Source organism: Polaribacter dokdonensis (assembly GCF_024362345.1).
Lineage (GTDB): Bacteria > Bacteroidota > Bacteroidia > Flavobacteriales > Flavobacteriaceae > Polaribacter > Polaribacter dokdonensis.
This window is the reverse complement of sequence record NZ_CP101505.1, coordinates 209,799-222,683: the sequence shown is the minus strand read 5'-3', so window position 1 is coordinate 222,683 and position 12,885 is coordinate 209,799. Positions and strand designations below refer to the sequence as shown.

At 28.9% G+C, this 12,885-nt stretch carries 15 protein-coding genes; 13 read left to right on the top strand and 2 right to left on the bottom strand.

Going from position 1 to position 12,885, the window contains the following annotated elements:
* The first annotated feature begins 88 nt into the window (after nucleotides 1-88).
* The 4 genes from LPB302_RS00970 (at nucleotide 89) to LPB302_RS00955 (ending at nucleotide 3,774) form a co-directional block, all read left to right on the top strand.
* A complete protein-coding gene (locus LPB302_RS00970) occupies nucleotides 89-412 on the top strand; it encodes a YbaB/EbfC family nucleoid-associated protein (RefSeq protein ID WP_053974484.1) in 324 nt (107 codons plus the stop codon).
* Between the two features lie 3 nt (nucleotides 413-415).
* Complete coding sequence (locus LPB302_RS00965; RefSeq protein WP_074613550.1) at nucleotides 416-703, top strand: DUF2752 domain-containing protein; 288 nt, start codon at nucleotides 416-418, stop codon at nucleotides 701-703.
* Between the two features lie 10 nt (nucleotides 704-713).
* Nucleotides 714-1,031: a CCC motif membrane protein gene (locus LPB302_RS00960; protein ID WP_053974483.1), complete on the top strand. Its 318-nt coding sequence runs from the start codon at nucleotides 714-716 to the stop codon at nucleotides 1,029-1,031.
* 133 nt (nucleotides 1,032-1,164) lie between these two features.
* A complete protein-coding gene (locus tag LPB302_RS00955; protein ID WP_053974482.1) occupies nucleotides 1,165-3,774 on the top strand; it encodes an AsmA-like C-terminal region-containing protein in 2,610 nt (869 codons plus the stop codon).
* A gap of 6 nt (nucleotides 3,775-3,780) precedes the next feature.
* Here the strand turns inward: LPB302_RS00955 and LPB302_RS00950 are convergent, their stop codons facing one another.
* Together LPB302_RS00950 and rocD are read right to left on the bottom strand one after the other, a co-directional pair.
* Nucleotides 3,781-4,233, bottom strand: coding sequence for a DUF5362 family protein (locus LPB302_RS00950; protein WP_053974481.1), 453 nt, complete (start codon nucleotides 4,231-4,233; stop codon nucleotides 3,781-3,783).
* A gap of 88 nt (nucleotides 4,234-4,321) precedes the next feature.
* Nucleotides 4,322-5,602 (bottom strand): ornithine--oxo-acid transaminase, encoded by a 1,281-nt coding sequence (rocD, locus tag LPB302_RS00945; protein ID WP_053974480.1) that lies wholly within the window; start codon nucleotides 5,600-5,602, stop codon nucleotides 4,322-4,324.
* A gap of 171 nt (nucleotides 5,603-5,773) precedes the next feature.
* Between rocD and rlmD the strand changes: the two genes are divergently transcribed.
* From rlmD to LPB302_RS00900, 9 genes are all read left to right on the top strand, one after another.
* Complete coding sequence (gene rlmD, locus LPB302_RS00940) at nucleotides 5,774-7,225, top strand: 23S rRNA (uracil(1939)-C(5))-methyltransferase RlmD (protein WP_053974479.1); 1,452 nt, start codon at nucleotides 5,774-5,776, stop codon at nucleotides 7,223-7,225.
* Between the two features lie 67 nt (nucleotides 7,226-7,292).
* A complete protein-coding gene (locus tag LPB302_RS00935) occupies nucleotides 7,293-7,583 on the top strand; it encodes a 4a-hydroxytetrahydrobiopterin dehydratase (RefSeq protein WP_053974478.1) in 291 nt (96 codons plus the stop codon).
* A gap of 1 nt (nucleotide 7,584) precedes the next feature.
* The gene (locus LPB302_RS00930; RefSeq protein WP_053974477.1) at nucleotides 7,585-8,040 is read left to right on the top strand and encodes a DUF6452 family protein; all 456 of its coding nucleotides are present in this window, start codon (nucleotides 7,585-7,587) and stop codon (nucleotides 8,038-8,040) included.
* Nucleotides 8,021-8,725, top strand: a complete 705-nt coding sequence (locus LPB302_RS00925) for a DUF6048 family protein (RefSeq protein WP_053974476.1) — start codon at nucleotides 8,021-8,023, stop codon at nucleotides 8,723-8,725. The genes LPB302_RS00930 and LPB302_RS00925 overlap by 20 nt, the downstream gene beginning before the upstream one ends.
* Nucleotides 8,726-8,851: 126 nt before the next feature.
* A complete protein-coding gene (locus tag LPB302_RS00920) occupies nucleotides 8,852-9,799 on the top strand; it encodes an isopenicillin N synthase family dioxygenase (RefSeq protein ID WP_053974475.1) in 948 nt (315 codons plus the stop codon).
* 36 nt (nucleotides 9,800-9,835) lie between these two features.
* Nucleotides 9,836-10,159 carry a translation initiation factor gene (locus LPB302_RS00915; RefSeq protein ID WP_053974474.1) on the top strand — a complete coding sequence of 108 codons (324 nt, stop codon included), beginning with the start codon at nucleotides 9,836-9,838 and terminating at the stop codon, nucleotides 10,157-10,159.
* 42 nt (nucleotides 10,160-10,201) lie between these two features.
* The gene (locus tag LPB302_RS00910) at nucleotides 10,202-11,146 is read left to right on the top strand and encodes a DUF1835 domain-containing protein (protein ID WP_053974473.1); all 945 of its coding nucleotides are present in this window, start codon (nucleotides 10,202-10,204) and stop codon (nucleotides 11,144-11,146) included.
* Nucleotides 11,147-12,016 (top strand): nucleoside phosphorylase, encoded by an 870-nt coding sequence (locus LPB302_RS00905; protein WP_053974472.1) that lies wholly within the window; start codon nucleotides 11,147-11,149, stop codon nucleotides 12,014-12,016.
* Nucleotides 12,017-12,877, top strand: coding sequence for a substrate-binding domain-containing protein (locus tag LPB302_RS00900; RefSeq protein ID WP_053974471.1), 861 nt, complete (start codon nucleotides 12,017-12,019; stop codon nucleotides 12,875-12,877). It begins immediately after the preceding gene.
* Nucleotides 12,878-12,885 lie beyond the last annotated feature (8 nt).

The window sequence follows — 12,885 nt, the reverse complement described above, 5'->3', positions numbered from 1 at the left end:
GTAGAAATTTTCTTTTCATTTTAATAAGAATCAAGATAAATGTATTTGATTTATTAAATTTGCTTGCAAATAAATAAATCGAAAGAAAATGTTTGGAGATATTTCAGGAATGATGGGCAAATTAAAAGAAGCCCAGCAAAAGGTAGAAGAAACAAAAAAGAGGTTAGATACAGTTTTGGTTGATGAGAATTCTGCTGACGATAAAATAAAAGTAACACTAACTGCTAACAGAAAAATAAAATCTATTACTATAGATGATTCTTTATTGAACGATGCAGAAGAGCTTGAGGATTACTTAATTATAACCTTAAATAAAGCAATAGAAAAGGCTTCTAAAATAAACGAAAACGAAATGGCTATAGCTGCTAAAAGTGGTATGCCTAATATTCCAGGAATGGACATGTTTAAATAAGTTATGTTTCAGGATTTAGAAAGTTACATGTTGCCTTGCTTTAGCAAAACATTCTTAAACATAGAATGTCTTGGTTGTGGTTTGCAACGTTCTTTTCTGCTTTTAATAAATGGTCATTTTTTTGATGCATTTAAAATGTATCCTGCAATTTTTACGCTCATTTTACTAATAAGCTTTGCAATTTTTAATTTTTTTAAAAAGATAAAAAATGCTAATAAAATTATTGGTAGATTAGCATATATAAACTTATCAATAATCATTATCAACTATCTAATTAAAATTAGTATTTAAAAAGAATTACATGAAAAAACTGAACACAACCTTAATTTATGTTTTATCTTCTATCAGTTTAGTTTGCTGTATTTGTTTAGGTTTAGGTATTTTATTAGCCTTACCTTCTTACTTAATAGCAAATAAAAAATTAAAGGAAGCTGAATTAAATCCTGAAGAATATGATGCAGAAGACATTAATGCTATGGGTAAAGCAAAAACATTTGCACTAATTGCTCTAGGTATAAATGGGGTATATTTCTTATACAGCCTTTATGGTTTAGCAACAACAGATTGGGATACCTTTATGTTAGAATTTGAAGAAAAAATGCAACAATATCAACAATAGAACATATTGTTTATCAAATAGAAATCCAGCTTTATAAAAAGCTGGATTTTTTTTGTTTTGAGTTATATTTAACAGTAAATGAATTAATCTCTTTGCTTTATTCAAGTAACTTTGTAGTGTCTAAAACTAGTAAATGGAAACTCAAAAAAAATCAACAGGAAAGAAAGTATTAAAGTGGATTTTAATTTCACTTTTAACCATAATAATCATATTATTTTCTGCTCCTTTTATTTTTAAGGGTAAAATTGAGAAGATGGTTACAAATGCCATCAATAAAAATATAAATGCTACTGTTTCTTTTACAGACACAAATCTAAGTTTCTTCACAAATTTTCCTTTAGCAAGTTTAACCGTAAATGAAATTACTGTAGAAAATAAAGCTCCATTTTTAGGTGATACATTGTATGCAGCAAATGAATTAAATCTAAGTATGAAGATTACTGAACTATTTAAAAGTGCAGACGAATCTATTGCCCTACAAAGTATTTCTACCAAAGATGGTTTTGTAAATATATTCATCAATAAAGAGAACCAAAATAATTATAATATTGCTATACCAAGTGATTCTACCTCAACAACAACTACTCAGAATTCTTTAGCTTTAGATATCGAAGATTATCAATTAGAGAACATGACATTTAATTATGTTGATGAAACAAACAACATCAAATTAAACGTAAAGGAAATAAATCATTCAGGTACTGGTAATTTTGCAGAAGAGATTTTAGATTTAGATACAGAAACCAATGCTCTACTGAGTTTAGATTATAATGATGTAAATTATTTATCTGATGTTAATATTAGTTTAGATGCAATAATTGGTATCGATTTAAAAAACACCAAATACACTTTTAAAGAAAATAAAGGTTACATAAATCAATTGCCTTTAGAGTTTGATGGTTTTATTCAGTTGTTAGAAGAGAATCAACTTTATGACCTTCAATTTAAAACACCAACTTCCGATTTTAAAAACCTAATTGCACTTTTACCTCAACAATTTTCAGGAAATTTAAATGACATAAAAACCGAAGGAAATTTTGATTTAAATGGAGTTGTAAAAGGTATTTTGTCAAAAGAAACCATTCCAACTTTTGATATTTTATTCTCCTCTAAAAATGCAATGTTTAAGTATAATGATTTACCAAAGGCAGTAGATCAAATTAATATAGATGCAAAGATCATCAACAAAACAGGTTTAGCAAATGACACATACGTGAATGTAAACAACCTTACATTTAAGATAGATGATGATGCATTTTCAGCAAATGGAAATATTGCTAATTTAACAACAAACCCAAAAGTGAATTTAAATGCCAAAGGAATTATAAACTTGACGAGTATAAACAAGGTATACCCTATTCAATTAGAACAAGAATTAGCAGGAATTGTTAATGCAGATGTTTCTACAAAATTTGATATGAATTCTGTTGAAAAAGGTCTTTATCAAAATATTCAAAACTCAGGTTCTATTATAGTAAGCAATTTTAAATACGATGCTAAAGATGTTGCAAACCCATTTTACATCAATAAAACCGCTTTAAACTTTAATACAAACACCATTCGTTTAACTGAATTTGATGCAAAAACAGGAAGTTCAGATCTAAATATTAATGGGAATTTAAATAATTTCTATGGCTTTTTATTTAATGATGAAGTTCTAAAAGGTAATTTCAATTTAAATTCTACCAATTTTAAAGTAGCTGATTTTTTAGCTGAAACTAGCAGTACAAAACAGGTAAAAGACAGTACAAAATCAACATCTTTAAAAATACCAGCGTTTTTAGATTGCAAGTTTACAGCAAATGCAAAAAATGTTACTTATGATAATATTAACCTAAAAAATGTAACTGGAGTAATCTATGTAAAAGACGAAACTATAAATCTACAGAATTTAAAATCTGATGTTTTTGGTGGTAATATTGGTTTTAATGGTAACGTTTCTACAAAAAATAACACCTCTACTTTTAAGGTTGATTTAGATTTAAATGAAATTAACATAAAAGAATCTTTTTCGAGTTTAGAGATGCTAAAATCAATTGCGCCCATTGCAAAAACTATTGGTGGTAAAATAAACTCTAAAGTTAATGTTGCAGGTGTTTTAGATGAGAACATGACACCAAATTTAAAAACCATTACAGGTAATTTATTTGGTAAATTAATTAATCCAAAACTTACAACAGAAAACTCTAAAGTGTTACAAGTACTAGGTAATAACGTATCATTTTTAAATGCAGAACGTTTAGATTTAGATGGTATAAATGCCTATTTTTCTTTCGAAAATGGCCTAGTGAATATCAAACCAATTCCTTTAAAATATAAAGATGTAGGTATTGAAATCTCTGGTAATCATACCTTTGAAAATAAAATTGATTATGATGTAAATTTTGATGTACCTGTAAAATATTTGGGTACAGAAGTAACTAGTTTAATTTCAAAATTAAATCCTAAAGATGCTGCAGAAGTAAAAAGTATTCCTGTAAAAGCAAATATTACAGGTAGTTTTACGAGTCCTAATTTTTCTACAAACTTAAAAACAGCTACTTCTAATTTGGTAAAACAATTGGTAGAGAAGCAGAAACAAAGTTTACTGAATCAAGGTAAAGACAAACTGAAAGATTTGTTTAATACTAAAAAAGATGATAAAGACTCTACAAATACAACTAACAAAGGTGCTACTAAAGATAAAATAAAGAATACCTTAAAAAATTTATTCAATAAAAAGAAAGATACTACAAAATCGTAATACTAATTATATAGCGAAAGCACCTAGAGCAAACGCAACAACTGTTAGTACGTTTAAAGAAATTATGATAATAAATAAGACTCCAATATACTTATAGTGTGATTTTAACATTTCGAAAGCATTTGCTAAAACTTCATCATTTTTAGTATTCAATGCTTTTTTAAGTTTTGTAGAAAACTGTAATAAATAATATATAGGAAAAACATACAACAAAGCCATAACTAAGTAAAAGATAGATGTAGCTAAACCCATATCAAAAGGGACTTGTGCTTGTGAAGCTTGAGGTAAAGCATCAAAAACAAAAAAAGAGGCAATAGCACCCAAAAACATAAAAGCTATTCCAAAAATTCCTAAGATTGCTATAAAGAAAGCCCATTTAGCAGTCTCTTTTAGAAATATTCTAGCATCAGCATTTAAAATTAATTGTTCTAATTGTGTTATTGGGTTGTGAGCTTTCATCAAATTTGAATTTAGGTTCTAACAAAAATAAAAAAAAGCCATGATTTAATAATTTAAATCATGGCTTTATATTTTAACTACGTTATTCCTATTTACTAAAGTCAGTAATTGTAGTTGTTATAATAGCTATACATTCTTTTAATTGCTCCTCATTCATAACCAAAGGTGGTGCAAAACGAATAATGTTACCATGAGTAGGTTTTGCTAATAAACCATTATCTCTTAATTTAATACAGATATCCCAAGCAGTAGAACTTTCTTCTGTATCATTAATTAAAATAGCATTTAATAAACCTTTACCTCTAACTGATTTTACTAAATCATTTGATTTACAAAATTCAGTTAATTCATCCCTAAAGATTTTACCTAATCTATCTGCGTTAATAGCCAATTTTTCGTCTGCTACTACTTCTAAAGCAGCCATTGCAACTGCAGCTGCAATAGGATTACCACCAAATGTAGAACCATGATTTCCAGGTCTTATTACATTCATAACTGCATCATTGGCTAATACAGCAGAAACAGGATAAGCTCCTCCACTTAAAGCTTTTCCAAGAATTAAAATATCTGGTTTTACCTCTGGTGTTCCAGAACAATTTTTATCTTCACAAGAACAATTACCACAAGTTGCTAATAAACGACCTGTTCTTGCTATACCTGTTTGTACTTCATCTGCAATGAATAACACATTATGATCTTCACACATCTTTTTTGCTGCAGCTAAATATCCTTCAGAAGGCACATAAACTCCTGCTTCACCTTGAATAGGCTCAACTAAAAAAGCTGCTATATTATTACTACTTTCGAGTGCCTCTTGCAATTCTTGAAGATTATCATACTCTATTTTTAGAAATCCTTTTGTGTAAGGACCAAAGTTTTTTCTTGCTACTGGATCATTAGAAAAAGAAATAATAGTTGTTGTTCTACCATGAAAATTATTTTCACAAACAATAATTTCGGCTTTGTTTTCATCAATTCCTTTTACTTCATAAGCCCATTTTCTTGCAATTTTTAAAGCGGTTTCTACAGCTTCTGCTCCAGTATTCATAGGCAATAACTTATCAAAACCAAAATACTCTGAGGCAAATTTTTCGTACCTACCTAACATATCATTGTAAAAAGCTCTTGATGTTAAGCTTAATGTTTTTGCCTGATTTGTCATTGCATCTACAATCTTAGGATGACAATGACCTTGATTTACTGCAGAATAAGCAGAAAGAAAATCGTAATACTTTTTACCTTCTACATCCCAAACATACACTCCTTCTCCTCTACTTAAAACTACAGGTAGTGGATGATAATTATGAGCACCATATTTGTTCTCTAATTCAATCGCTTGTTGCGATGTTAACTTGTCTAAAACAGCCATTTTAATTTATTTAAATGTTTATACTAAAAACATTCCTGTTCTACCTTTATCCTTCTGAAAGTAATCAGAAATTCAGCGTGGGAAAGAAATCATCCTCGAAGAAAAACAAAAATAAGAAATTAATCTAAATAGTGTTCAATTTTCCTAATTTTGCAATCCAAATATTTTAGAATGCCAAGAAGAGAACGAAACAAATTTGTAAAGAGAAATCAGGTTTTAGAACTTAAAATTGAAGATTATGCTTTTGGTGGAAAAGGAATTGCAAGAATTCATTCTGATGAAGGTAGTTTTGTTGTTTTTGTGCCTAACACTTTACCAGGACAATTGGTAAAAGCCCAAATAAAAAAGTCGAGTAAAAAATATGCTGAGGCAAAATTAATAGATGTGATAACTCCTTCAGAAAATGAAGTAGAAGTGCCTTTTCAAGACATTCCTGGAGCTCCTTATATTCAGTTACCTATAGCATTGCAACATCAATATAAGAGAGAAAGTACTTTATCTCTTTTTAAAAGAATAGGTAAAGTAGAAAATATAGAAGATTTATTTGATGAATTTATAACCTCTCCAAATGTATTTCATTATAGAAATAAAATGGAATATGGTTTTTCTGCTATTGGCTATGACAGAGTTGCTAAAAGAGATAAAGACGAATTTACTTTAGGTTTTAAAAGACGTGGAGTTTGGTGGATGGGAGATAATCTAGAAAAAGATTCTGGTTTATTTGATAAAGAGTTTGAAGACAATTTAAAAAACATCAGAAAATATTGTTTAGATACAGGTTTAGATCCTTGGCATGGACCTAGAAAAGAAGGCTTTTTTAGGTATTTTGTAGTTAGAAAATCATTTAAAACCAATGAGTTACTTTTTAATTTAGTAACTACTTCTTATGATTTACCAAAATTCGATTTAAATAAATTCGCTAATTTTCTAGTAGATCTTTTTGGTGATAGAGTTGCTGGTTTATTACATACTATAAATGACGAAGTTGGTGATAGAACCATTGCAACCTCTGGAAGCATAGATTTAGTATATGGAAAAGATAAAATTGTAGAAGAGTTATTGGGTTTAAATTTTGAAATTAGTATGAAAAGCTTTTTTCAAACCAATCCAAAATCCGCAGAAAAATTATACTCAAAAGTTGTTGATTACGTTTTAGAAGATAAATCTAAAGTAGACAATACTGTTGTAATGGATTTATTCTGTGGTACAGGAACTATTGGGCAAATTGTGGCTTCTAAAAGCGATAATGCTAAAATTGTAGGTGTAGATATTGTTGCATCAGCCATTGAAGATGCTAAGGAAAATGCTAAAAGAAATAATATTGATGGTCTAAAATTTTATGCAGCTGATGTTGGAAAGTTCTTAGCTCAGCATCCTGAATATCAAGATAAAATTAAAACTATCATTTTAGATCCTGCAAGAGCTGGTATTATGCCAAAAACATTGCAAAAAATTATCAACCTAAATGCAGATAGAATGGTTTACGTGTCTTGCAACCCAGCAACACAAGCTAGAGACACAGAGATTCTAAGAGAGGCTGGTTATCAAATTAAAAAAATTAGTTTGGTAGACCAATTTCCACATACATCTCATATAGAAACAGTAGTTTTGTTTGAAAAGTAGAATTACTTGATTTGTTTAACAGTTAATTACATAAAATCATTTTATTTTAGCAATTAAAATTAACATCATGAAAAAACTATCAGAGAAAGAAATAAATTCAAAATTAGAAAACTATCCTGATTGGGAGTTTTACGAAGATGCCTTACATACAGATTTTGAATTCGAAAATTTTAAAGATTGTATGTCTGCCATGAATAGAATTGCCTTTGAGTGTGAAGCTTTAAATCATCATCCAGAATGGACAAACGTTTATAATACTTTAGATATCACCTTAACTACTCATGATGAAGATGGTGTTACTGAATTAGACTTTAAACTATTAGAAGCTATCAATAAAATTGTAGAAGTAGAAGAGTAATATGAGAAAATCACTTGTTCTTTTAAATTTAATAATCTTTACATTTTTGAGTTGCGAAAAAGATGATTTTTGTACTCAAAATCCTGTAACTCCAAACCTAATTTTACGCTTTTATGATGATACCAATAGAGATTCTGTAAAAGTTGTAGATAACCTATATGTTTGGGCAGAAGGTAAAGACAGTTTATTTATTAACTCTAGTTTAGACTCGTTATTTATTCCTTTAAATTCGGCAGCAACAGAAACAGTTTATAACTTTTCTAAGAACAATGTTGTGAATCAATTTACCATTCAATATACTACAGAAAACGAATATGTTTCTCGTTCTTGTGGGTTTAAGGTAATTTTTAATGATGTAAATTTTGCATCAGACAATACTTGGATAACCGATTTTGAACCAAATACATTAACCACAATTGAAAACCAAACTGAAGCTCATGTACAAATTTATCATTAGCCTAATTGTATTTTTTGTTTTCGCTAGTGGTTTTGCACAAGAGACAGAAATAGATAAAACAGAGATAGAGCAAGACTCTATTGTTTATAAAACTGCCTATGGTTTACGTTTAGGAGCAGATATTAGTAAGCCAATTAAATCTGCTATAGATGGCTTTTATAATTCTGGATTTGAAATTGTTGGAGATTATAGAATTTCTAAAAGATTTTATGTAGCAGCAGAACTCGGTTATGAAGATGAAACTAGCCAAGAAGATTATACCAATTCCAGAGCAAAAGGTAGCTACGTTAGATTAGGATTTAATTACAATGCGTATGACAATTGGTTAGACATGAATAACGAAATTTTTGTAGGTTATAGATATGGATTTAGTTTATTTGAACAAACCTTAAACAGTTATACCCCAAATATTGGTAACGAATATTTTCCTGCAACTACTGTAACACCTAATACTACAGCCGATTTAAATGCACATTGGTCTGAGCTAATGGTTGGTGCTAAAGTAGAAACCTTTTCTAATTTATTTGTAGGATTTAGTTTTAGCTATAAAATATTAATGAGCGGAAAAGAACAAGAAGGCTTTAAAACTTTATATTCACCAGGTTTTAACAGAATTTTCGACAGTGGAACTGGCTTTGGATTTAATTACACCATTAGTTACCTAATTCCATTTTCAAAAAAATAATTTCACTTAACACATAGATATTAATTTCTAGAACAGAACTTTCAAAAATTGTTCCTATAGCTTTTGTGCTTAAATATTAACTTTTTTTGTAACTTTAAAATCTCTTTTTATTAAAATTTAAATAGAATGAATAAAATACCAAGCGTTAATTTAGCCGATTTTTTATCTGATGATGAATCTCGCAAACAAAAATTTATTGATGAAATTGGTCATGCATATGAAAATATAGGCTTTGTAGCCCTAAAAGGTCATTTTTTAGATGACAAGTTGGTAGATAACCTTTATAAAGAAATAAAGAACTTTTTCGATTTACCTACAGATGTAAAAGAAAAATATGAAATTCCTGGAATTGGTGGTCAAAGAGGCTATGTGTCTTTTGGTAAGGAATCTGCAAAGGGTAAAAAGGAAGGAGATTTAAAAGAATTCTGGCATTTTGGTCAATATGTAGATAAAGATTCTAAATATGCTAATGAATATCCAGAAAATGTAGTTGTAGAAGAATTAGACAACTTTAATAAAGTTGGTAAGGAAACCTACCAAATGTTAGAGAAAACAGCTAAATACGTGCTAAGATCTTTAGCATTACATTTAGGCTTAGAAGAAACCTATTTTGATAACTATATTAAAAACGGTAACAGTATTTTAAGACCAATTCACTATCCACCAATACAAACAGAACCAAAAGGTGCAGAAAGAGCTGCAGCCCATGGAGATATTAATTTAATTACCCTTTTAATGGGTGCACAAGGTAAAGGTTTACAAGTGCAAAATCATGAAGGTGAATGGATAGATGCAATGGCTGAACCAGATGAATTAATGATTAATGTTGGAGACATGTTATCTAGACATAGTAACAACAAATTAAAATCTACCATTCATAGAGTTACAAACCCTCCAAAAGAAATGTGGGGTACTTCTCGTTATTCAATTCCATTTTTTATGCACCCAGTTTCTGACATGAAATTAGATGTATTAGAAAATTGTATCGATGAAAATAACCCTAAAAAATTCGAAGACATTACTGCTGGTGAGTTTTTAGATGAGCGTTTAAAAGAATTAGGACTTAAAAAATAAAAATCAGTAATTTTTAAAACTGATTATAAACAACATATGGATTTAAAAGATCAACTAAAAAACTTATTTCCAGAACATAAAGAACCCCTTGAGCCCCCAAAAGAAAAGTCGAATATTTGGTTGCAAGATGACCCAATACTTTGCAAGTACGAAAAAAGAAAAGGAAAGCCTATTACCATTTTAGATGGTTACACAGGTGCAACATCAGACTTTAAAACTTTAGCTAAAGAGATTAAAAAGAAACTTTCTGTAGGTGGTAGTTTTAAGGATGATAAAATAATCATTCAAGGTGATTATAGAGACAAAATCATGGCTATGTTAAAAGAAAAAGGATTTAAGGTAAAACGTGTTGGAGGTTAATAACCTACAACAACAAAAATCAAAATTCTTTGTTATTAAATTATGGGGGCATCAATTTTACATATCACAAATGGTGATAGCACAACAAATTACTTAAAAAGCTTACAGTTTTCGGGTGAATTTATCACTTGGAGAGAAATGCTTTGCGAAGGTAAAACAACTACAGATGTTGGTAGTGAGTCTTTCTGGAAAAACAGATTTCAGTTTTTAAAGTCCTCTTACAATGTTAGTAAGAAAAAATTTATTGATTATACTTTGAAAGAATACAGAGCACTTTGCAACAAAAAAAGTCATGATGAAATTGTATTGTGGTTCGAGTATGATTTGTTTTGTCAAATTAACATGATTGCAGTTTTAAGCTGGCTAAAAAGATATAGAAAAGGATACAACATTTCTTTAGTTTGCAGTGGTAAAATTGGTAAATCAAAAAAAATGTATGCTTTACCAGAATTGAATGAAAGTCAAATTCAAAATCATTTTGATAAACGAATTTTACTTACTGAAGACGATATAGCCTATGCAGATTATATTTGGCAATTATATTGCTCAGATTCTCCACTAAGATTAGAAACAGTATATAAGTTTAAAAACACAACACCTTTTCAATATTTAGCATCTGCTATAGAAATGCATTTAAAACGATTTCCTTCTATTGAAAATGGCCTGAATGAAGTAGAAAATAGAATTCTAAAAATTGCAAATAACAAGCAACCAGTAACCAAAAATAAATTAATTCACCAATTACTAAAACAACAAAATGATTATGGTTTTGGTGATATTCAATATGAGAATAGTATTAATGAATTAAAAAAGCTATTTTCTTCTTTTAATCCTGTAGAGCTTAGTAAAAAAGGAAAACAGGTTTTAGAAAATCAAATAAATTATTACGCTCATTTAAGAAATGATAATTCTTATCTTGGGGGTTCTAAAAAATATAGCTATTTGCATCATAACAAAGCAAACAAGCTTTTACAAATTACCTCTTAAATGCCTATAAAAGAATCTGAATTAATCTTGAATCCTGATGGAAGTATCTATCACCTAAATTTAAGACCAGAACATATTTCAAACGATATTATTTTTGTTGGAGATCAAGATAGAGTAGATCAAATTACAAAACATTTTGATAATATTGAATTTACCACACAAAAAAGAGAATTTAAAACAACTACAGGTTTTTATAAGGGTAAACGCTTAACTGTTCAATCTACAGGTATTGGACCAGACAATATAGATATTGTTTTAAATGAATTAGATGCTTTAGTAAACATCGATTTTAAGACTAGAGAAATTAAAAATAATCATACAGCTTTAAACATTGTAAGAATTGGTACGTCTGGTTCTCTACAAGCAGATATTCCTGTAGATTCTTTTTTACTTAGTTCTCATGCCATAGATTTAAATGGAATGTTACAAGCTTATAAAGTGGATGAAATTTCGCATCCAGAAATAGAAAATGAATTTATATCTCAAACCAATTGGAGTGCCAAAAAAGCAGCTCCTTTGGTAGTTGCCAATAATAAAACTCTTGCTGACAAAATAATTTCTGATGTTATCTATACAGGAATTACAGCAACTGCAGGTGGTTTTTATGGTCCTCAAGGAAGAAAATTAAGATTAGCCTTACAAGACGAAAACCTAAATTCTAAAATTGATAGTTTTAATTTTAACGCAATTAGAATTACCAATTTAGAGATGGAAACTTCTGCTATATATGGCCTATCTAAACTTTTAGGTCATAATGCTGTTTCTATGAATGCAATAATTGCAAACAGAGCAAATGGAACCTTTAGTAAAAAGCCAGCTCAAGTTGTAGAAGATTTAATACAATATACCTTAGATAAAATTGCTAAATAAATGACAAATTTAAAAGTAGGTGGAGTACCTGAACATTTTAATTATCCTTGGTATTTAACCTTAAAAAATAAAGAATATACAGAGCATAATATTAATTTAAGATGGCAAGATTATCCTGGAGGTACAGGTCAAATGTGTAAAGCTTTAAGAGAAGGTACAGTAGATATTGCAATTGTATTAACAGAAGGTATAATTAAAGATATTTCTAATGGTAATCCTTCTAAAATTGTGCAAACCTTTGTAAAATCTCCTTTAGTTTGGGGTATTCATGTTGGTGCAAAATCAAAATTCAAAACTATTAATGATTTAGAACATGCTACTATTGCAATTAGCAGATTTGGCTCTGGTTCTCACTTAATGGCCATTGTTAATGCACATAATCAAGGTTGGGATGTAACAAAACTTAAATTTAAAGTTATTAAAAATTTAGAAGGTGGTATAGAAGCTTTAACAAATGGAGAAGCAGACTATTTTATGTGGGAGCATTTTACTACAAAACCTTTAGTTGATGATGGTACCTTTAGAAGAATAGATAACTGCCCTACTCCTTGGCCTTGTTTTGTAATTGCTGTAAGAAATGAGGTTTTAGAAAATAATTTTGACGAAGTTCAAAAAGTTTTAGAAATTATAAATGCAAAAACTAAAAACTTTAAATCTATCCCAGATATTGATAAAACATTGGCTAAGAGGTACAAACAAAAGCTAGAAGACATTCAAAAATGGTTAAAAATAACATCTTGGAATAGTAATAAACCCATCACTAAAAATTTAATAACACGTATTCAAAATAAAATGATAACCTTTAACGTTATTGAAAAGAAGAAAAATTCTAGTGATTTCATAAAAAATATGTACCTTTAAATCGTAAA